This window comes from Geobacillus sp. C56-T2 (assembly GCF_007829715.1).
Taxonomy (GTDB): Bacteria; Bacillota; Bacilli; order Bacillales; family Anoxybacillaceae; genus Geobacillus; species Geobacillus icigianus.
The window spans coordinates 1202878-1224825 of sequence record NZ_VJWB01000001.1 but is presented as its reverse complement, the minus strand read 5'-3'; the positions used below and the strand labels follow the sequence as shown (position 1 = coordinate 1224825).

Annotated in this window: 19 protein-coding genes; all 19 read right to left on the bottom strand. The window is 55.7% G+C overall.

The window, feature by feature from the left end; translation table 11 throughout:
• Positions 1–29: 29 nt before the first annotated feature.
• Entirely contained in the window at positions 30–1274 is a 1245-nt protein-coding gene (locus GC56T2_RS06255; protein WP_144973836.1) for a competence/damage-inducible protein A, read from the bottom strand.
• 30 nt (positions 1275–1304) lie between these two features.
• Positions 1305–1883, bottom strand: a complete 579-nt coding sequence (gene pgsA, locus GC56T2_RS06250; RefSeq protein ID WP_144973834.1) for a CDP-diacylglycerol--glycerol-3-phosphate 3-phosphatidyltransferase — start codon at positions 1881–1883, stop codon at positions 1305–1307.
• A 74-nt stretch (positions 1884–1957) separates the two neighbouring features.
• Positions 1958–2839 (bottom strand): helix-turn-helix domain-containing protein, encoded by an 882-nt coding sequence (locus GC56T2_RS06245; RefSeq protein WP_144973832.1) that lies wholly within the window; start codon positions 2837–2839, stop codon positions 1958–1960.
• Positions 2840–3059: 220 nt separating this feature from the next.
• Positions 3060–3851 carry a DUF3388 domain-containing protein gene (locus GC56T2_RS06240; protein WP_033023144.1) on the bottom strand — a complete coding sequence of 264 codons (792 nt, stop codon included), beginning with the start codon at positions 3849–3851 and terminating at the stop codon, positions 3060–3062.
• Positions 3852–4102: 251 nt separating this feature from the next.
• Positions 4103–4357, bottom strand: coding sequence for a DUF3243 domain-containing protein (locus GC56T2_RS06235; protein WP_144973830.1), 255 nt, complete (start codon positions 4355–4357; stop codon positions 4103–4105).
• Positions 4358–4818: 461 nt separating this feature from the next.
• Positions 4819–5535, bottom strand: a complete 717-nt coding sequence (gene ymfI, locus GC56T2_RS06230; RefSeq protein WP_144973828.1) for an elongation factor P 5-aminopentanone reductase — start codon at positions 5533–5535, stop codon at positions 4819–4821.
• A 459-nt stretch (positions 5536–5994) separates the two neighbouring features.
• Positions 5995–7284 (bottom strand): EF-P 5-aminopentanol modification-associated protein YfmH, encoded by a 1290-nt coding sequence (yfmH, locus tag GC56T2_RS06225; RefSeq protein ID WP_144973826.1) that lies wholly within the window; start codon positions 7282–7284, stop codon positions 5995–5997.
• Positions 7265–8563: an EF-P 5-aminopentanol modification-associated protein YfmF gene (gene yfmF, locus GC56T2_RS06220; RefSeq protein WP_144973824.1), complete on the bottom strand. Its 1299-nt coding sequence runs from the start codon at positions 8561–8563 to the stop codon at positions 7265–7267. The genes yfmH and yfmF overlap by 20 nt, the downstream gene beginning before the upstream one ends.
• A 147-nt stretch (positions 8564–8710) precedes the next feature.
• Positions 8711–9670, bottom strand: coding sequence for an ABC transporter permease (locus GC56T2_RS06215; RefSeq protein WP_144973822.1), 960 nt, complete (start codon positions 9668–9670; stop codon positions 8711–8713).
• Entirely contained in the window at positions 9671–10717 is a 1047-nt protein-coding gene (locus GC56T2_RS06210; protein ID WP_144973821.1) for an ABC transporter permease, read from the bottom strand.
• Positions 10714–12243, bottom strand: coding sequence for an ABC transporter ATP-binding protein (locus GC56T2_RS06205; RefSeq protein WP_144973819.1), 1530 nt, complete (start codon positions 12241–12243; stop codon positions 10714–10716). The genes GC56T2_RS06210 and GC56T2_RS06205 overlap by 4 nt, the downstream gene beginning before the upstream one ends.
• 126 nt (positions 12244–12369) lie before the next feature.
• Positions 12370–13461, bottom strand: coding sequence for a BMP family lipoprotein (locus tag GC56T2_RS06200; protein WP_144977106.1), 1092 nt, complete (start codon positions 13459–13461; stop codon positions 12370–12372).
• 85 nt (positions 13462–13546) lie between these two features.
• Positions 13547–14278: a GntR family transcriptional regulator gene (locus GC56T2_RS06195; RefSeq protein WP_144973817.1), complete on the bottom strand. Its 732-nt coding sequence runs from the start codon at positions 14276–14278 to the stop codon at positions 13547–13549.
• A gap of 203 nt (positions 14279–14481) precedes the next feature.
• Positions 14482–16794, bottom strand: a complete 2313-nt coding sequence (locus GC56T2_RS06190; protein WP_144973814.1) for a DNA translocase FtsK — start codon at positions 16792–16794, stop codon at positions 14482–14484.
• A gap of 109 nt (positions 16795–16903) precedes the next feature.
• Positions 16904–17128 carry a YlzJ-like family protein gene (locus GC56T2_RS06185; protein ID WP_033843542.1) on the bottom strand — a complete coding sequence of 75 codons (225 nt, stop codon included), beginning with the start codon at positions 17126–17128 and terminating at the stop codon, positions 16904–16906.
• Entirely contained in the window at positions 17125–17865 is a 741-nt protein-coding gene (locus GC56T2_RS06180) for a ClpP family protease (RefSeq protein WP_144973812.1), read from the bottom strand. Before GC56T2_RS06180 ends, GC56T2_RS06185 begins: the two co-directional genes overlap by 4 nt.
• 115 nt (positions 17866–17980) lie before the next feature.
• On the bottom strand, positions 17981–19651 hold the full coding sequence (locus tag GC56T2_RS06175; protein ID WP_144973810.1) for a ribonuclease J: 1671 nt from the start codon (positions 19649–19651) through the stop codon (positions 17981–17983).
• 164 nt (positions 19652–19815) lie between these two features.
• On the bottom strand, positions 19816–20691 hold the full coding sequence (dapA, locus tag GC56T2_RS06170; protein ID WP_144973808.1) for a 4-hydroxy-tetrahydrodipicolinate synthase: 876 nt from the start codon (positions 20689–20691) through the stop codon (positions 19816–19818).
• 5 nt (positions 20692–20696) lie between these two features.
• Positions 20697–21944: an aspartate kinase gene (dapG, locus tag GC56T2_RS06165; protein ID WP_144973806.1), complete on the bottom strand. Its 1248-nt coding sequence runs from the start codon at positions 21942–21944 to the stop codon at positions 20697–20699.
• Positions 21945–21948: the final 4 nt, after the last annotated feature.

Below are 21948 nucleotides of genomic sequence, written 5' to 3'. Positions count from 1 at the left end.
GAGGGTGTGAAAGGAGGGAGCGGCCGAGATCAGCGGTCGGCCGCAAGCAGCTCCAGCAGCAGAAAACAACCGTATTTGGCGGCGCGGATGCGGATGTCGCCGCGCGTGCCGGACAACGTCAAACGGCGGACAGCGGTGCCGCGCTCGCGCATGGCAATGCCGATATAGACGGTGCCGGGCGGATGGCCTTCAAGCGGGTCGGGGCCGGCGACGCCGGTGAAGCTGATGCCGACATCGGCGCCGCATAGCGAACGGACGTTTTCCGCCAACACGCGCGCGCACGATTCGCTCACCGCCCCGTCCGTTTCGAGAAGCGGCCGCGGCACGCCAAGCACCTGTTGTTTGACGCCGTTCGTGTAGCAAACGACGCCGCCTTGAACGATCCGCGACGCCCCGGGAGCGGCGGTGAGCTGTTCGAGAAACAGCCCGCCGGTCAGGCTCTCGGCCGCCGCGATCGTCCATCCTCTTTCTTTTAACCGTTCGCTTGTCTTCGTAAACAGCGTTTCATCGTCATAGCCGTAACAGTAGCGGCCAACGCGCGCCAAAATCGCCGCTTCTGCTTCATCAAGCAGCCGCTGCGCTTCCGCCTCGTCCCGATGCTTCGCCGTCAAGCGGAGCGTCACCTCGCCGTCACCGGCCAGCGGCGCGATCGTCGGATTCGATTGCGCGTCAATCAAATCGGCAAGCGCCGTCTCCAGCGCCGCTTCACCGATGCCAAAAAAGCGGAGCACACGCGACTCAATGCGTCCGGACAGCGGGAACGCAGCGCGCAAAAAGGGGATCCCGTAACGGGTAAACATCGGGCGCATTTCTTTCGGCGGCCCGGGCAGCAACATGTACGTGATGCCCGCAACGGTGAGCGCCATCCCCGGCGCCATGCCGTTCTCGTTTTTCAGGACGGTCGCCCCTTCCAAAACGAGCGCTTGCTTTTTGTTGTTGTCTGTCATCGGCCGATGGGCGCGGGCAAAGTACGCTTCGATTGCCCGCAGCGCCTCTTCATCGATGACGAGCCGGCGGCCAAGCAAACGGGCGATCGTCTCCTTCGTGACATCATCCTTCGTCGGGCCGAGACCGCCGGTGAAGATGATGAGATTCGCCCTCGTTTGCGCCGTTTTCACCGCCTGCTCAAGGCGGCCGGCGTTGTCGCCGACAACCGTCTGGAAATAAACATTGATGCCCAAGGCGGCAAGCTGCTGTGACAAAAACTGGGCGTTCGTGTTGACGATTTGGCCAAGCAGCAGTTCCGAGCCGACGGCGATGATCTCCGCGTTCAATGAACAGCCTCCTCCTTCGCGGCCACCCTATTATTTGGAGCGAGCGAACGCATGTTTGTTTTTCGCGAAATAGTCCCATCCCGACCAAACGGTGAAAATGACCGCCACCCAAAGCGCCAAGTCGGCAAACGGGAACGCGATGAGCGAAAACGGTAGATTATGAAGCAACAAGGCGGCAATCGCGATGATTTGCGTCCACGTTTTAATTTTGCCGAGCATATTGGCTGCCACGACTTCCCCCTCACCGGCAAGCACGAGCCGCAAGCCAGTGACGGCAAACTCGCGGCTGATGATGATGATCACCATCCAAGCCGGCGCGAACCCGAGTTCAACGAGCACAATGAGCGCCGCCGATACGAGCAGCTTATCGGCAAGCGGGTCCAAAAACTTGCCCAAATTGGTGACAAGCCCATACTTGCGAGCATAATAGCCGTCAATCCAATCCGTCGTTGACGCCACGATGAAAATGAGTGCGCCGACAAGGTGGGCGATCGGGAGCACCTCGCCGCCGATGCGAATGCTGCCCCAACCGAACGGGACGAGCATCACAATCAAAAAAAACGGGATCAACATGATGCGCGCTACCGTAATTTTATTCGGCAAGTTCACAACGAATACCTCCGCTACTCAACATCGATGCGGGCAAAGAAGCGGCTTTCGCTGCGAAAGGCCGCCTCTTGCCGTCACTTTTTCAAGATGAATCGCAGTTTTTGAAACACTTCATCGTTTGGATCAAACGGATAGGCAAACGGCTCCCCGTTTACTTTTACATCAACGTCAAGCGCGTTGCCGATTTTCACCCAGACTTCGCTTTCCGCGGACAAATCGAACGTTTTCGTCTGGCCTTTCGTTAAATTGTTGCGGAAAAACGAATGGCCTTTCGTGTTGTACACCTCGACCCAAGATTTCCCGCGCGATGACAGCTCGATGGTGAACGTATCGGCATGTTGCACTTCAATCGTCGCCGTATTGCCGCTTTTCTCCTTTACACTGAGCGTGGCGGCCGGCTTCTCTTCGCTTTCAGCCGGAGCAGACTGCTCGTTTTCTTCGCCGCCTTCACGGGTCGTTTGCTCCTCTTCTTTCAGCTCTTTCGACTGCTCAAGCGGCGAATGGTTCGACTTTTCCACTTCCGCCGTTTTCGGGCTTGTCTTCGCCGGCGGCACTTCCGCCGTGTTGCGCTGAAGGAGCAGCCAGACGAGAACAGCGGCGCCGATCACCGCGGCAACGCCGATCAGTTTCGGCAGCCAATCGAGCCATTTCGCTCCCTCCGCGGACAATTGTTGGCGCGTTTTCACGCGCGAGAGCGGTTGTGGAATGTCCTCTTGATACGATTGGGGAATATCCTGCTTGTATTGCTCAAACAGCTCGTCCGGATCGAGGCCGACCGCCTCGGCATACTGCCGGATGAAAGCGCGCACGTAAAAATTTCCCGGCATGATGGCGTAATTTCCTTCCTCAATACCGAGCAAATACCGCTTTTGAATTTTCGTCAACTCCTGCAGCTCATCCAGACTCATCTTCTTTTCTTCCCGCGCTTCTCGCAAACGTTTCCCTAGTTCTGTCAACGGACAACACCTTCCGTTTTTTAGACTTGAAGCAAAGAAAAGCTGATTCACTGATGGCCTTTAGCCTCAGTAGCTGCCGAACGCGTAGGAGGCTGGTGATTTACTCACGGATACGGCTTTACGATGTTAAAATCTCGTTGCATCGGTCGTGCTTTTCGCTCATTCTCCCATTGATAAAGGGAATGAGCCGTTGTTCACCAGCCTTATAGGGGGCGCCCCATTACAATCCGAACTCGGAAAACCCGTCGCCGCCTAACAACGTCGGGCGCTCAATCGCTTCATAAGAAATCTCTTCATCCGGTTCATGGCGCAGCTCAATAATGTAGTTAAAATCGTCGAGCGTGTATTCCGTATGGCGGACAAACAAATCCGGATGTTCGACGACCTTCGTCGCCTCAAGGCGCATCAGCTCGCGGACCAGCTGCCAATGCTGCTCATTTCCGCGGCGCGCTGAGACGATGCCGTCAATGATAAAAATATTGTCGACGCTATATTCGTCTTCCATGAGCTGCGTGCGCACCGTTTGCTTGATGAGCGTCGATGAGACAAACATCCACCGCTTGTTGGCGCACACGCTGGCGGCAACGATCGACTCCGTCTTGCCGACGCGCGGCATGCCGCGAATACCAATCAGCTTGTGCCCTTTTTCTTTAAAAATTTCCGCCATAAAATCGACAAGCAAACCGAGCTCATCGCGGACAAAACGGAACGTTTTTTTGTCATCGGCATCGCGCTGGATATAACGGCCGTGGCGAACGGCGAGACGGTCAAGCAGCTTCGGCTGGCGCAGTTTCGTCACCGTAATGTTGTCCATCGTCCGCAAAATCGTCGCCAGCCGCTCGATTTGCTCATTGCTGTCGCAAAGGAGCAGCATGCCGCGGCGCGAGTCCCGGACACCGTTGATCGTCACGATGTTGATGGACAACATGCCGAGCAGCGAAGCGACATCGCCGAGCAGCCCTGGGCGGTTGACATGAATTTCGTATTCCAAATACCATTCCTGCTTGCCCATTCCGTCTCCTCCTTGCCGGTGTCCGCACAAACGCCTTATGCTAAATTCATACTACTATAACCGCAAATGGAAAAGCAACCGAAAAGGAGGAGGAAAAACGCCATCTCCGTGCGAGGGGAACAGCAAGAGGATCTGCCCGGCCGGATCGTCTCCAGCGGCGGCCTTGGCCGCATGTTCGGGGCGAAAGCCGCAGCCGGCTTCCAGCAGAAAAGGTGCCCCGCTCTTTCGTTTGGGACACCTCGTTTGCTTGTTCAGTGTTGGCGATGTTGAACGAGCTTCACCATCATATTGGCGAGCGCATGCTGTTCTTTTTCATCGGCTACGCTCCAAAGGTCAGCAAGCACCCGCTCTTCCGGGTTTTTCGGATCGACGTGCTTGGCCAAATAGTCCCCGATTTGATAAGCGACATCGGAGATGACTTGCTGGTTCAATCCTTGTTGCTGCGCCTGCTGCAGACGTTCAGCCAAGAATTCTTTCCATTGTTCAAAGTTGTCCAATACCGACATGTCTATTCCCTCCTTGATGAACGTTTCAAGGATAGTTTGCCTGCCCGAAGCCAAAATATACGTTTAGCCGCCTTAGCGGTCCCGATTGGGCAAGAACAAAACGGGCACCAACATCGAAGGTGAACCATCGATGTGACACACCGCTCGGCAGCCTTTTCATTCAGAAAGGTTCCATAGGCAACGTTTGCCCTCCACCCAAGGATGAAAATCCGCGTCAGGCCGGCGTTTGCACGGAAAAGATTCATGGGTAGCGCGATCTGCCCTCCACCCGGGGATGAAAATGCCCCCTTGCCGATGGGATTTCCACGGAAAAGATCCATGGGCAGTGTGATCTGCCCTCCCCCCGAGGATGAAAATCCTGCGCCCGTTCGGCATTTTCACGCTGATTGTGCAAGGTTTCTCGAATTGAGAAATGGATGGAATCAGTAGTATTTTGCACGAAACACCAGCCCCATAGGCATTTAGCAATGCCAGCCGCCGTTGACGGAAATGACTTGGCCCGTAATGTAGGAAGCGGCGTCTGATAAGAGAAACGCCACTGTTTTCGCCACCTCCTCCGGGGTGCCGAGCCGGCCGGCGGGAATTTCATCGACCAGCGCTTGAAGATCTTCGGCGCCTAACGGCCGCAGCATGTCGGTCTCGATCGCTCCAGGGGCGACCGCGTTCACGCGAATGCCGCTTGGAGCCAGTTCTTTGGCGAGCGCTTTGGCAAACGCGTTCTGCCCGCCTTTGGTCATCGAATAGACGGCTTCACAGGAAGCGCCGCACACCCCCCAAATGGAGGAAATGAACACAATATGACCGCGCTTGTTCGCAATCATCGGCGGGAGCAACCGTTTGATCAACAGAGCGGGGCTCGTGACATGAAGATGCACCATGCGCTCAATCAGTTCGTCATTCATATCCGTCAGCAGCCCGTAATAACTGGCCCCGCTATTGTAAACGATGGCGTCGATCGGCCGGTCGATTTGCGCGAGCAGCCGATCGACTTCGGAAGGCGTCGACAAGTCGGCTTCCACCGGAACGACATGCGTGCCGGCCAATTCTCGCTGCAGCGCATCGACCGGAGCCCGCCGCCGATAGTAATGAAGAAACAGCCCATAGCCGCTTTTAGCCAATTCGCGGGCGATGCTTTGCCCAATCCCCCCGGAAGCGCCGGTAATCAAAGCGTAGCGCATAACGTTTCCCCTCCTTTTCCATCCACCCCATTAGTGATTGATGAGCGAGCCGCGTTCACCGCTTCGTATAAACGCCATAGACCGAGCCGTGTTCGCTGAAAAGACCCGCAAATCGCAACTTCCGCGTAATCGGCAAGCCGGCGATATTGCCAAGACCCGCGCCGCGTGGTGCACCCTCCGCGCGATCGACAAGCCGGCGACCGCCGATATTGCCAAGACCCACGAACAGCGGTGCGCCCTCCGCAAAATCTTTCACGGCCTGCGAGAGCGTCTTGCGTCAGACTCGCAACCAGTGGTGCGCCCTCCGCCCCAAGATGAGCATCGCCGTTTTGGGGAATGATCACGAAAAAAGAGGGCCCGCCAAACAGCGAGGAAACGCCCTCTTCCCGATCAACGGCGCGCATCCGCATCGTCTCGGACATGCGGCCATGTCGTAGACGAACCGGAGCGCAAACCTCTTTATGACTGTTTGGGCACGACTTCGCAAACCGCGAGCTGCGAATCGCGGAAGCAAGCCGAAGCGACGTCCGCTATCTCATCGATCGTCAGCGCGGAGAGCGCCGGCAAAATGTCAAACAAGCTGGCGCCGTAAAACGCGTAGCGCGTAAACTGGTTGGCGATGTATTCCGGCGAGTTGAGCGCGCGCAAAAAAGCGCCGATCTTTTTCTTTTTCACCCGCTCGATTTCTTCTTTCTTTATGGCGTCGACATCCAACGACAACAGCACCGTTTGAATTTCTGAAGCGAGGCGCTCAGCATCGCGCGTATCGCCGCCGACGAGGGCAAAGCCGAATTCTCGCTCTTCGGTATAATCGTACATGAACGTATCATCGATCAGCCCTTCGCGGTACAGCCGTTCGTAATGCGGTGAGCTTTTGCCGAACAAGTAATCGAGCAGCACGTGAAACGCGAGCTCATGGCGCAGCTTTTGCCCGCCTTCTTTCGGCACGGACGGCGCTTTGATGCCGACAAAACATTTATTCGTCTGCACGTGCATCGGAATGATTTTTTTCTTTTCCGCCACGCCGCTTGGCTCTTCGTACGCAAACCGCTTCACTTCCGGCGCCGGCGGAAACGACTTTTTCGCCTGATTGTCGCGGATTTGCTGCATCATTTTTTGTTCATCGACCGGCCCGACGACAAACAACAGCATGTTGCTTGGGTGATAAAACGTTTCGTAGCACTCATACAGCAGCTCTTTTGTAATCTTGGCGATCGATTCCACCGTGCCGGCGATGTCGATTTTGACCGGATGGTTGTGATACATGCTTTCGATGGCGCCGAAGTAAACGCGCCAGTCCGGGTTGTCATCGTACATGCGGATTTCTTGGCCGATGATGCCTTTTTCTTTTTCGACCGTCTTGTCGGAAAAATACGGCGTTTGCACAAAATCGATCAATGTCTCCAAGTTTTTCTCAACGTTATCGGTGCTTGAGAACAAATAGGCGGTGCGGGTGAACGTCGTAAAGGCGTTCGCGGACGCGCCTTGTTTGCTGAACTGCTGAAACACATCGCCATCCTCTTTTTCAAACAGCTTATGCTCCAAAAAATGGGCGATGCCATCCGGGACGCGTTTCATTTCCGTTTTTCCGAGCGGCACAAACTGATTGTCAACCGAACCGTAATTCGTCGTAAACGTCGCATACGTTTTATGGAATCCTTTTTTCGGCAATATATAGACGTCCAAGCCGTTTTCCATTTTTTCGTAAAACAACGTCTCGCCTAGCGTTTCATACACCTGTTTTTCCATCATCCGCCCCCCCTTCCATTCCGGTCAAAAAGTAGACGGTATCGAGCGCCACTTTGCCTGCGACACGCACCACGTCTTCGCGCGTCACTTGATCGGTGCCGGTCAGCCATTCCTCGATCGAGCGCTGCCGCGTGGAAACGACGTTATGGTACAGCACTTCAACGAGTCCGCGCGGCGTATCGAGCGTCTCAAGCAGCTGATTGCGGATGACCGCTTTCGTCTGCGCCATTTCTTCATCGGTGAAATCGCCGTTTTTCATCGCCTGCATCTGTTCATCGATGATGCGGCGCGCCTTCTCGTAATGGGCCGGCTCAATGCCCGACATCACCATCAACAGCCCTTTATGACTTTCTAGCCGAGAGGCGGCATAGTAGGCGAGGCTCGCTTTTTCGCGGACGTTGATGAACAGCTTCGAGTGAGAAAACCCGCCGAAAATGCCGTTAAACAGCTGCAAGGCGTAGTAATCGTCGTCCTCGTACGTCACGTCAGTCCGATAGCCCATGTTCAGTTTCCCTTGCTTGACATCTTGCCGCTCGATCACTTCGTTCACTTCCCCTCGCGCTTTGGCCGGAGCGAGCGGCGCCTGTGCGGATGGCGAGCGTGTTGGCAAAGCGAAGCGGTTCGTGACCGCGGCGAGCACCTTTTCTTCTTCGACATCGCCGATGACATACAAATCGAGCTCATCGTCCGCCAACGCCTGCTCATAATAGCGATACAGCCCCTCGGCGGTAATGGCATCGACATCTTCGAGCTCGCCGTTCGGCGAGAGGGCGTACGGCTCGCCTTTGCACATTTCCTGCACAAGGCGCATGTTCGCATAGCGCATTTTGTCGTCGTACACTGCCTGAATGCGCTGGCGGAGCGCCCGTTTCTCTTGTTCGACGATCTCAGGGACAAACCGGCCGCCATCGAGCGCCGGGCGAAGCAGCAGATCGGCGAGAAGCTGGAGCGCTTTATCGAAAAGCGCCGGCCGTTCCGGCAAAAACCGTTCGTTGGCGACATCGATGCGAATCGTCACTACATGCTGTTCGCCTTTTTTGCTCAAATCGACCTGAAGCGTCGCTCCGTACAGCTCATCGAGATGGGTGCGCAGCGCCTTTACGCTTGGATAGTCAGCGGTGCCGCTTTGCAGCACATGCGGCAGCAGCGCGCGCAGCGTCACCGTCTCCTTGGCAAGAGGGGCCTTCATTTTCCAAACGATCGTGTTCGTTTTGTACTTATCGGTCGGAATCGTATGAACGCGTACCGGTCCGACCGCTGTGACTTTTTCGTCGACCAATCCAACTCCTCCTTACTGTTGCCAAAGGTACGCTACCTTTTTTATTGTAAAACTCCTTAGCAACAATATACCTTTTGGCCAGCGAAAAATGCAAATCATTCCATTCAGCCAAAAACGGCCGTCCGTTTTTTCGGACAGCCGTTTTCGTCACCGTTTTCCTTTGATGTATGGCGTGCCGGCCGCTTTGGGCGCTTCCGCCCGGCCGATGAAACCGGCCAACGCCAAAATGGTAAGCACGTAAGGGGCGATAAGCAAGTAAACGGTCGGCACGTTTTTCAACAGCGGAATCGTTTGGCCGACGATGCTCAAACTTTGCGCCAAGCCGAAAAAGAGCGCCGCTCCCATCGCCCCGACCGGATGCCATTTGCCAAAAATCATCGCCGCGAGCGCCATAAACCCGTGCCCCGAGATCGTCGCATGGCTGAAGTCGCGGGAGATGATCGTCGCGTACACCGCGCCGCCCAGCCCGCCGAGCGCCCCGCTGATCATGACGGCGATATAGCGCATTTTAGCGACGTTAATTCCCATCGTATCGGCCGCCATCGGATGTTCACCAACCGCGCGCAGCCGCAGGCCAAACGGCGTTTTATAAATGACATACCATGATACAAACGCCAAGGCAATGGCAATGTACGACGGCATATAGGCGTTGGAAAACAACAGCGGCCCAATGACCGGGATATCGCTTAATACCGGCACATCCATTTTGTCAAATCCGACTTGAATTTGGTCGGTTTGTCCTTTGCCGTACATTTTTTTCACCAAAAACAACGACAAGCCGAGAGCCAAAAAGTTGATCGCCACCCCGCTGACGACTTGGTCGGCGCGAAACGTCACCGACGCGACAGCGTGCAGCAAGGAAAAGACAGCCCCGACGATCACAGCCGCCACTAAAGCGAGCCAGGGTGTCCATGCGCCCAATCGATCGGCAAACGTCAAATTAAACACAATCCCGACAAACGCGCCGATGGTCATAAGCCCTTCCAGCCCGATGTTCACAACGCCGGACCGTTCGCTGAACACGCCGCCAAGCGCGGTGAAAATAAGGGGGGCCGCAAAGAAAATGGCCGTCGGGATAATCGTCTGTAAGACATCGTACACGCTCACTTACTCCGCCCCCTTTTGCCTACGAGATAACAGCCAGCGGATCATGTAGCTGGATGCGACAAAGAAAATAATGAGCGCGATAATGATATCGACGAGCTCAGTCGGCACGCCGGCGCTTGACGGCATTTCCAGCGCCCCGACTTTCAAGGCGCCAAACAACAAGGCAGAGAGCAAAATGCCAAACGCGTTGTTGCCGCCGATTAAGGCGACGGCAATGCCGTCAAACCCAAGGCCGGTGAATCCGGCTTTCGTAGAGATGTTCCCAAACGTCCCAAGCCCTTCCATCGCTCCAGCGACACCCGCAAAAGCACCAGAGATGACCATGGCTAAAATGATGTTGGCGCGCACGTTCATGCCGGCGTACTGTGACGCGTGCTGATTGAAGCCGACCGCGCGCAGCTCAAACCCTTTCGTTGTCCGCTCCAACAAAAACCACATGACGAACGCCGCGGCGATGGCGATGAAAATGCCGTAATGCATCGTTGAGTGGTGCGTGATCGCCTCGAAAAACTCTGACTGAAGCGAGGCGCTCGGCTTGACCGGATCCGATTTGAATCCTTCATCCGACAGCACCGAGCGGATGATGGCGTTCGTGACGTGCAAGGCGATATAGTTCATCATGATCGTAATAATGACTTCATGGACTTTCAAATAGGCCTTTAACACGCCGGGAATCAAGCCCCACAACGCCCCAGCCGCAGCGGCTGCCAAAATGGCGAGCGGCAAATGGACGATTTTGGGCAAATCAAACGACACTCCGACCCAAACGGCGGCGAGCCAGCCGACGATCAGCTGCCCTTCGACCCCGATATTAAACAAGCCGGTGCGAAACGCGAACGCTACCGCCAAACCGGTCAAAATATACGGCGTCGTCTGCCGGATCGTTTCGCCGATATAGTACGTATCGCCAAACGCTCCGTATACGAGAGCGGAAAAGCCAGCGATCGGATTGTAGCCGCTTGCGAGCATCACGATCGAACCGGCAATCATGCCAAGCAAGACCGCCAGCACGGGAATGAAAAGTTGTTGAAGGCGATTGGATTTCATGACGACACACCTGCTTCCTTCCGTTTGCTTCCGGCCATCAACAGCCCGAGCTCTTGCTCCGTCGTCGCTTTCGGATCCACGATGGCGACGATTTTTCCTTCGTAAATGACGGCGATTCGATCGCTGACGTTCATGACTTCATCGAGCTCAAACGAAACGAGCAGCACCGCTTTCCCGCGGTCGCGCTGTTCGATGAGCCGTTTATGAATAAACTCGATCGCTCCGACGTCAAGCCCCCTCGTCGGCTGGGCGGCGATCAACAAGTCCGGATCGCGGTCGACTTCGCGGCCGATGATCGCTTTTTGCTGGTTGCCGCCCGACAACGCCCTTGCTTTCGTATACTCATCCGGCGTGCGCACGTCAAACTCGCGGATGAGCTGGCGCGCTTTTTCGTAAATGGCTTGAAAATTCAACAGACCCCGTTTCGAGTACGGCGGCTTGTAATACGTCTGCAGCACCATGTTCTCGCCGATCGGAAAATCGAGCACCAGCCCATGCTTATGCCGGTCTTGCGGAATATGGCCGACACCGGCTTCGATGATTTGGCGCGGCGGCAAGTTCGTAATGTCTCGGCCGTTGAGCCGAATCGTCCCGGATTCTGCTTTGATCAGGCCGGTCAGCGCTTCGATCAGCTCCGTCTGCCCATTGCCGTCGACTCCGGCAATGCCGACGATTTCACCGGCGTGCACCGTCAAATTCAACCCATTGACCGCGGCGAGCCCGCGGGCGTCTTTGACGACCAACCCTTCAATTTCAAGCACCGGCGTTCCCGGTTCGGCCGGCCGTTTTTCCGTCGTGAATTGCACCTCGCGGCCGACCATGAGCGCCGCCAGTTCGTTCGGGTTCGTCTCCGCTACATTGAGCGTCGCAATCCCTTTGCCGCGGCGGATGACGGTGACGCGGTCGCACACTTCCATAATTTCCTTGAGCTTGTGCGTGATCAAAATAATCGATTTCCCCTCGCGGACAAGGGTGCGCATAATGTCCATCAGCTCGCGAATTTCCTGCGGCGTCAACACCGCTGTCGGTTCGTCAAAAATCAAAATGTCGGCGCCCCGATAGAGCGTCTTTAAAATTTCCACGCGCTGCTGCATGCCGACCGAAATGTCAGCGACTTTCGCCGTCGGATCGACGGCAAGTCCGTATCGTTCCGACAGCTCGCGCACCTCCTGCTCGGCCCGCTTGATATCGATCGTTCCAGCCCGCGTCGGCTCGCTGCCTAAAATAATGTTTTCGGTGACGGTGAACGTATCGACCAACATAAAATGTTGATGCACCATGCCGATGCCGAGATCGTTGGCAACGTTCGGGTCGGTGATGCGCACCGGCTTCCCTTTGACGCGGATTTCGCCGCCATCGGGCTGATAAAGGCCAAACAACACGTTCATGAGCGTCGACTTGCCGGCCCCGTTTTCGCCAAGCAGGGCGTGGATCTCCCCTTTTTTCACTTGCAGTGTAATGTTGTCGTTGGCGACAAACGTGCCAAACACTTTGCGGATGTTGAGCATTTCAATCACGTATTCCAAGCGCTTCACTCCCCATTTCGGCAAGGTCAAAATCACAAAATGAGAGGCGGCAGCGGAACGGCCGCCCTTCATTTCATGATTTTGAAAAAGGCTAGCGCACGCACTAGCCTTCTTTACCGTTGTTCGTCACTTGATCGTCGCAGCGAATTGTTCATACTCTTTCCGGTTTGTCGGAACTTTCACTTCGCCGTTGATGATTTTTTGCTTCCATTCGTCAACAGCTTTCAGCACGTTCTCCGGAATGTTATCCTGCGTTGGAGCGATGCCGACCCCGTTTTCCGGCAAGCCGTACTCAATCGCTTTGCCGCCCGGGAAGTCTCCGGCTTTCGCCCGTTTCGCTAAGTCATACACCGCCACATCAACGCGCTTTACCATCGAAGTGAGCGTGACGTTGTACGTTTTGTCGCCCACTTTCACTTCTCCTTCCGGCGCTTGGTCTTTGTCGACGCCGATGACCCAAATTTCACGATTCGGATCTTTTTTCTTCAAGTCTTTCGCTTCCGAGAAGACGCCGTTTCCGGTCCCCCCAGCGGCATGGTAGATGATATCGATGCCAGACGCGTACATGCTCGAGGCGATCGCTTTCCCTTTGTCCGCTTGGTCGAACGCCCCGGCGTATTGCACTTCCACCTTCGCTTTCGGATTGACGGCTTTGACGCCAGCGCGGAACCCGCTTTCAAACTTCTCGATCAGCGGAATTTCCATGCCGCCCACAAACCCGATTTTGTTCGTTTTCGTCATCAACCCGGCGACCACCCCGACGAGGAACGAACCTTCATGTTCTTTGAACGTGATGCTGGCGACGTTCGGCTCGTCCACCACCGTGTCGACGATGGCGAAATGGCTTTCCGGATTTTGCTTGGCGACTTCTTTCACCGCGTCACCCATCAAATAGCCGATGCCGTAAATCAAATCAAAATCGCTGCGCACGAGCTTGTTTAAGTTCGTCGCGTAGTCGGCATCGCTCGATGACTGCAAGTAGTCGTAGCCGCCGCGGCCTTTTTCAAGCCCGTTTTCTTTGCCAAACTTTTGCAATCCTTCCCAAGCCGACTGGTTGAACGATTTGTCGTCGACCCCGCCAACGTCGGTGACCATGGCGACGCTGAACGTATCTTTTCCGTTGCCCCCGGCATTGTTGCCCCCTTGACCGCCACAGGCGGCAAGCATCGTGCTGGCGGCAAACAACGTTGACACCAGAAAACCAAGCCGCTTTTTCATCATCCATTTACCCCCTACATGAAAATTGGTTTCTTCGCTTAGTATGAAACTGCCTTTCTTCTTCTATGTACCCGTTTTCACCTCCTTAAAAGCCAAACCGCTTCCGCATGACATGGAAGCTGAATTTGTCGGAGCGAAAATAGTTGATCGAATAAAAGATGGCTTCGTCGTTTTTATCGAAATGCATTTGTTTCAAAACAAGCAAAGCCGTTTCCGGATCGCATTGCAAAATCGGCGACACTTTTTCGTGATAGCCGAGCGGCTCGATGCGCGCGACCGCATAGGCGATGTCGCGGTGCGCTTGGTTGTGCAGGCTTTCAAACAGCGATTCCTGCTCATACGAAATGCCTCTTGGCAAATATTTACACATAATTTTGTCGATGCAGTAAACGACCGGTTCGCCATCGGCCGTACGCACCCGCTCGATCAGCAATAAATCCTCGTCCGGCCCGCATTGAAAGCGGCGCATGTCGTCCTCGGTCGGCTGCTGAATCGAAGAGGACAAAAAAATCGTCCCCGGTTTGCGCCCGGCTTGGCGAATCATATCGGTCACGCTTGAGAGCTGCTCGATGCCGGACGTAAACAGCGGACGAGCATTGACAAACGTTCCGACGCCATGGCGGCGAATGATGACGTTTTCTTCTTCAAGCACCCGAAGCGCCTCGCGCAGCGTCGCCCGGCTGACCCCGAGCTGCTTGGCCAGTTCAAACTCAGACGGCAGTTTTTGCTTTTCTTTGTACACGCCTGTTTCAATATCCCGTTTTAAGCGATCGATCACTTGCAAATACAGATGGCGGCTGTCTGCTTTGATTGACATGACAATGTCCTCCACGTTTCCGCTAAAGATCAGACCTCTGACATTAGACATATAACCTTTTCGAAAATACTATATCACGTTTTCTCGGGCAAATAAATAGGCGATATCAAATTTTGTCGAAGAAAAAGAAATAGGTTTGATAACGCTTCCAATAAGATGCATCATAAGGCGGGCGGCGCTGATTTTTGCCCGCCTTATTCGGTTTAGGATGTCTTTTTGATGTCCTCTTTCGACCACAGCACCGCGCGCGGTTTGCTTCCTTCATACGGCCCGACGACGCCGCGCTCTTCCATGGCGTCGATCAAGCGGGCGGCGCGGTTGTAGCCGATGCGGAAGCGGCGCTGCAGCATCGAAACGGACGCGCTCTGCATTTCGACCACCAAGCGGACGGCCTCGTCGTACAAGTCGTCATCAAGGTCGCCGGCCGATGGCTCGCCGTCCTCGACCATCATTTCTTCATAGTATTGCGCTCGCTGCTGCCCGATGACGTACTGAACAACGTCTTCGACTTCTTGATCGGAAACGAACGCCCCTTGCACGCGCACCGGCTTGGAAGCTCCCATCGGCAAAAACAGCATGTCGCCGCGCCCGAGCAGCTTTTCCGCTCCGCCCATGTCCAAAATCGTGCGCGAATCGATTTGCGACGAGACGCTAAAGGCGATGCGCGACGGGATGTTCGCCTTAATGACGCCGGTGATGACATCAACCGATGGACGCTGGGTGGCGATAATCAAATGGATGCCGGCCGCCCGTGCCATTTGCGCCAAGCGGGTGATGGCTTCCTCAACATCCGATGACGCCACCATCATTAAATCCGCTAGCTCGTCGATGATCACGACGATGTACGGCAAGAGCGGCTGCTGTTCCGGCACCGTTTCGTTCTGCTGGCGGATCTGTTCGTTATACCCTTCAATGTTGCGCGTGCCGGTGTGGGAGAACAGCTCGTAGCGGCGCTCCATTTCTTGGACGACTTTTTTCAGCGCTTGGGCCGCTTTTTTCGCATCGGTGACGACCGGCGTCAGCAAATGAGGAATGCCGTTATACACGCTCAGCTCGACCATTTTCGGGTCGATCATCATCAGCTTGACTTCATGCGGCTTCGTGCGCATGAGCAGGCTGACGATGATGCCGTTGATGCAGACGCTCTTGCCGCTGCCGGTCGCGCCGGCGATTAATAAATGCGGCATTTTGTTTAGTTCCGCCGCCACGACTTCTCCGGAGATGTCGCGGCCAAGCGGAATTAAAAGCTTCGCTTCCGCCTTTGTATGTTCAACGGCTTCCAGCACCTCGCGCAGCGAGACGGTCGCGATTTCTTCGTTCGGCACTTCAATGCCGATCGCCGATTTGCCGGGAATCGGCGCTTCGATGCGGATGTCTTTCGCCGCCAACGCGAGCGCCAAATCGTCGCTTAAGCTGACGATTTTGCTCACTTTCACCCCGACGTCCGGATACACTTCGTACTTTGTCACCGCCGGACCGAGATGCACTTGCGTCACTTTCGCCTTGACGCCAAAGCTTTGGAACGTTTTTTCCAGTTTGCGGGCGTTGGCGTAAATGTTGGCATGGTCGGCCGACTGCCCGGCCGGTTTCGGCAAGCGGAGCAAATCGAGCGGCGGCAAGTCGTAGTTCGTATTTTCATGGGCGGAAAAGGCCAACGGCGGCGTCGGCTTCCCATCGTCCCCATCATCTTCCGCCCGTTCACTCTCCTCTTCCGGCTCAGCCGCCGAACGGACAGCGGCAAAATCGGAGATGATCGGGGGCGGAGACAGCATTTCCTCTTCCAGCTCCGCCGCGTCCGCCGGCTCCTCCTCAGGCCGAGCCGCGCGCCGCGTCCGCCGGCTTTGGCTGCGGTTCGCTTTGCCCTTCCTTCCCGCCCGCCATTGCTTCACATCCTCAAGAAACGCCCGCCATTCTTGACGAACAACCGATGCGGCAAGCCCGATCCATCGGCCGGCTGTGTCACGCAGCGGCTTTCCGGTGAGGATGATCAAGCCGATGAGAAACAAGAGGAAACAAATCCACTTCGTTCCAGCTGAATCGAACAACTGATAGCTGGCGGCAAACAGCAGAGCGCCTACCATCCCCCCGCCTAAATCGACATCGGCCGTCTTGCCGCTCGCTTCATTCCAAAACAAAGCCCACGTCGTCCGCATGACGCTCGGATCCCACTGTCCGCGGCGCGACATCAGCGCAAACAGCCTGTCATGGCTTAAAAGCAGGAGCGCCGCCGCGATGACCGCCACGCCGACAAACGGGCGGCTCGTCCATGACGGCCACTGCCGCTGCCAGATGAGCGCCGCTGATAACGCCAAAAGGCCGATCAACAATAGCATGTACCATTCGCCGAAAAAAAAGCGGCTGATGAGCACGAGCGTTTCCCCAACGAGCCCAAGGCGGGCTATCGCCACCACGGCCACGGCAAGCAAGCTAAGGCCGATCAATTCAAAGCGAACGGTTTCCACCCATGACTGCCCTTTTGGCCGTTTTCCTTTTTTTCGTCGCTTTCGTTTCGCCATGTTTCGTTCACTCCAACATCTTTTCAGTGGAAAAGCCGGAAAAAAGCAGCCAACAATGGCTGCTTTTTCTGTTTGTCTACTATTATACCATGAATGGCGAAACAATTCATTACGATGTTGCCGCTGAAGCGGGAAACCGGGCCCCCGGAGCGTATTTCGCCTCTAAAAAGTGGTAAGGGTTGGTGCTTAAATTTTGCACGATTTCATACTCGCCGGTTTCCGTGGCTTGCACAAGAAACGGGATGCCGTCATAATACACCAATTTCTGCTTTTCGTACGCCGCCCTGTCGGTGGGGAACACTAAATGCTCGGGCATCATCGTATACAAAATCATTGAACGATCTTCCCTTCGCCGCTTTTTTTCATCTCAATCAGCTGGCGCAGCTTCGCCATCGCTTGCGACACGCCGCCCACCTCGTCGATCAGCCCGTACCGGACGGCGTCAGGTCCGACGACGTTCGTGCCGATGTCGCGCGTCAAATTGCCTTTGGAAAACATGAGCTCTTTAAACTTTTCCTCACTGATCTTCGAATGTTTCGTCACGAAGCGGACGACGCGCTCCTGCATTTTATCCAAATACTCAAACGTCTGCGGCACGCCGATCACAAGCCCGGTCAGACGGATCGGGTGGATCGTCATCGTCGCCGTCTCGGTGATGAATGAATAGTTGCACGAAACGGCGATCGGCACGCCGATCGAATGGCCGCCGCCAAGCACGATGGAAACGGTCGGTTTCGACAGCGATGCAAGCATTTCGGCGATGGCGAGCCCGGCTTCGACATCGCCGCCAACGGTGTTCAAAATGACAAGCAGCCCTTCGATTTTCGGATTTTGCTCAATGGCGACGATCTGCGGAATGACGTGCTCGTATTTCGTCGCTTTGTTTTGCGGCGGCAGCTGAATATGGCCTTCAATTTGGCCGACGATCGTCAAGCAATGAATGTTCGTATCCGGCTCCATTTGCGGAACGTTCGTCTGCCCGAGTTGGGTGATGGCGGCGGTTGCTTCCTCGGTCTTTGTCTCCGGCTGTTCGCCCTCGGCTTCCGCTTGGAAATAACGTTCCTTCTCCATTGTTTCGTCTCCTTTCTTGTCGGTCATACGTTTAGTATGGCCGAAAAAAAAAGAAAAATGCCGGCAACGGCCGACCGTTTCCAGCATTTTCCCGTGGACTTTGAGCATGATTGCATTATACTTCCATAATAATCGGTAAAATCATTGGCCTCCGCTTTGTTTTTTCAAATAAAAATTGGCTGAGCGCTTCACGGATGTTGGCTTTCAGCGATGACCATTCGAGCATGTAGGATTCAAGGCAGCGCTCGATGATCGAAGCCACCATCTTCTCCGCTTCCTCAAGCAACGTCTCCGACTCGCGCATATAAACGAATCCGCGCGAAATGATTTCCGGTCCCGCCGCGATCGTTTTCGCTTCTTTATTCAGCGTGACGACGGCGATTAAAATGCCGTCTTGCGACAATAAGCGCCGATCGCGCAGGACGATGTTGCCGACATCGCCGATGCCAAGCCCGTCAATTAAAATGTTGCCGTACGGCACTTTGCCGCCGGGACGGGCGACGCCGCCGCGAAACTCGATCACTTCGCCTTTGTCGATCAAAAACGTCCGCTCTTCCGAGATGCCGACCGCTTTCGCCAGCCGAGCGTGCGCCTTTTGCATCCGGTATTCCCCGTGGACGGGGATGAAGTACTTCGGGCGCATGAAGTTGAGCATCAGCTTTAATTCTTCTTGGCAGCCATGCCCCGATACGTGCACTTGCCGATCGCGGTAAATGACGTTCGCCCCGGCGCGGTACAAGGCGTCAATCGTTTTCGCAAACCCGAGTTCATAGCCCGGCATGACGGACGCGGCGACGATGACGGTATCGCCTTCCTTGATGTTCACGTGCTTGTTCGTTTGGCGCGCCATCCGCCACAGCGCGCTCATCGGCTCACCATGCCCCCCGGTGGTCAAAATGACGAGCTCGCGGTCATGGTAACGATCGAGATCGTGGGCTGAGATCGTCACCTTGTCTGGAACGTGCAAATAGCCAAGGCGCACGGCGATGTCCATCACTTTGTGCAGCGTTTTGCCGATCACCGCCACTTTGCGCCCGGACTCGTGCGATGCATAAAGCACCTGTTGGATGCGGGTAATGTTTGAGGCGTAGCAGGCCACGAATACCCGCCCTGGCGCATGGCCGATCACGTCGGCGATTTCATAGGCAACGGCCGTGTCGGAACCGCTGTAGCCCGGACGCTCGGCGTTCGTGCTGTCCGACAGCAAGCAGAGCACCCCTTGTTCGCCGATTTGCGCGATTTTGCCCAAATCGGTGCGGCTGTTGCCGTATGGTGTCTGGTCAAACTTAAAATCGCTCGTGTACACGATCGCGCCTTGCGATGTTTGCAAGCTGATGCCGACCGAATCAGGAATGCTGTGAATCGTGCGGAAAAAGGTGACCTTGGCTTTGTCAAACACGAGCTCGGCATCCGGGTGGATTTCGTTCAGCTTGGCGCCCGACACTCCTTGTTCCTTCAGCAACGCCTCTGCCAATCCGATCGTCAGCTTCGTTCCGTAAACCGGAACGGACAGCTGCTTGAGCACGTAGGCGATCGCTCCCATGTGCTCCTCATGCCCATGGGTGAGGAAAATCGCTTGAATGCGGTGCTGCCGTTCAACCAAATAGGTGATGTCAGGGATCACCTTGTCGATGCCGAGCATTTCATCTTCTGGGAACATCACCCCGGCATCGATGACAAAAATGTCCTCGTCCAATTCGACGACATACATGTTCTTGCCGATTTCCCCTACTCCCCCGAGGGCAAAAAGGCGTATTTTCTCTACCGGCTTTATTTTTGATTTCAAGGCTGCGTCCTCCCAATCATGATGCTAACCCGCTCAAAGTCACTTGCTTTTATTATAACGAATCGATGTTGAGAAACACAAGATGGCTAATGCGCCAGCCGCTGGATTTCTCACCAGCGAAAAGCGCCCTCAACGTCTCCTTGGCGGGCGTTGAGGGCGCTCGGTTACGACAGAGCAGAAAGCAGGCGCTGAAGCTCGTTCCGTTCCTGTTCCGTGAGCGGGACGAGCGGAAGACGAACCGCGCCGACATCCAGCCCACAAAGCTGCAGCGCCGTTTTCACCGGCACCGGGCTTGGAGCGGCAAACAACCCTTTCATGAGCGGCAGCCATCTTCGGTGCAGCGCCGCCGCCTGCTGGTGATCTCCAGCTTGGAAGGCGCGAATCATTCGCTGCATTTCGTCGCCGATGATGTGCGAAGCGACCGAGACGACGCCGGCCCCCCCGATGGCGAGCACCGGAAGCGTCAAGCTGTCATCGCCGCTATAAAGCAAAAAATCGTCCGGGGTCCGTTCAATGATTTCAGCCATAGCGTCCAAATTGCCGCTCGCCTCTTTGACCGCAACGATGTTCGGGATTTCCGCCAGCCGGATGACGGTTTCCGGAGCGAGGCTGACCGCTGTGCGGCCCGGAACGTTATAGAGCATCACCGGCAGCGACGTGCTTTCGGCAATCGCTTTGAAATGCTGGTACAACCCTTCTTGGTTCGGTTTATTGTAATACGGCGAAACGAGCATGACGGCGTCGACGCCCGCCTCTTCCGCCCGCTTGGTCAGCTCGATCGAAGCGCGCGTATTGTTCGTCCCCGTGCCGGCAATGACCGGCACGCGGCCGTTGACGACGGCGACGACATGGCGAAAGAGCGCGAGTTTTTCTTCGGTCGTCAATGTTGGCGATTCGCCGGTCGTGCCGGCGACGACGAGCGCATCCGTGCCATGGTCGAGCAAATAGTTGACCAGCTCCGTCGTTTTCGGCAAATCAAGATTCCCTTTTCGGTCAAACGGCGTGACCATCGCCGTTACGACGTTTCCGAACTGAATCACGGTTTTCACTCCTCACTCCAAATCGCTTCGTCTCCCCCCGCCTCAGATAGGCAAAAGGCGTCATGGAGAGCGTTGACCGCTTTTTCCATATCTTCCTCTTTCACTAACACCCAAATGGTCGTATGGCTGTCAGCCGATTGCAAAATTTGAACGCCTTGTTCTGACAAGGCGGTGACGATTTTCGCCGTCACCCCGGGCACGCCGGCGATGCCGGCGCCGACAACCGATACTTTGGCGCAACGCGGCGTCACGGCCGGTTCATAACCGATGCGGCGCAAAGCAGCAATCGCTTTGTCCGTCATCTCGCCGCTGACCGTGTAGACAACGCCGTATGGAGAAATATTGATAAAATCGACGCTGATCCCTTCGTGAGCCATCGCTTGAAACACGTCCGACTGCAACTCATAATGCCCTTCTTTCGCCAGCACTTTAATTTGCGTGACGTTGGCGACATGGGCGATGCCCGTCACTAGCCGCTCCCGCACGTCGCTCCCCTTTTGCGGACGAATCGAGGAGGTGACAAGCGTTCCCGGCGCATCCGAATACGTCGAGCGGATGCGCAGCGGCACTTTCGCCTGCATAGCGATTTCGACCGCGCGCGGGTGAATAACTTTCGCCCCTTGATACGCCATGTTGCAAATTTCCGTATAGGTGACAACCTCAAGCGGCCGGGCGTTTTCGACAATGCGCGGATCAGCGGTCATGACCCCGTCGACATCGGTGAAAATATCGACCCGCTCGGCGTTTAGCGCCGCGCCGAGCGCCGCCGCCGATGTGTCGCTGCCGCCGCGGCCGAGCGTTGTGATATCGCCGTTTTCCGCCATCCCTTGAAAGCCGGCCACGACGGCGACATCGTACTGTTCAAGCGCCTCAAGGAGGCGGTCGCAGCGCATCTCGACGATTTTGGCGTTCGTATAGTCGCTATTCGTGCGGAATCCGGCTTGCGCGCCCGTGAACGCCGCCGCTTTGATGCCGTGGGCGTTCAACAAGTTGCTGAACACGACGCTGGAGATGATTTCTCCGCACGCCATGAGCAAGTCTTGTTCGCGCTTTGTCACATGATGCTCGGAGCCGCCGATCAGGCTAAGAAGCGTGTCGGTCGCGTACGGATCGCCGTATCGGCCCATGGCCGATACGACGACAACGACTTTGTAGCCGTCTTCAAGCGCCTTTTCAATGTGGCGGCGCGCCATGTTTCGTCCGCGTTCATCGCGGACGGACGTGCCGCCGAACTTTTGGACGATGATTTTCATGGTA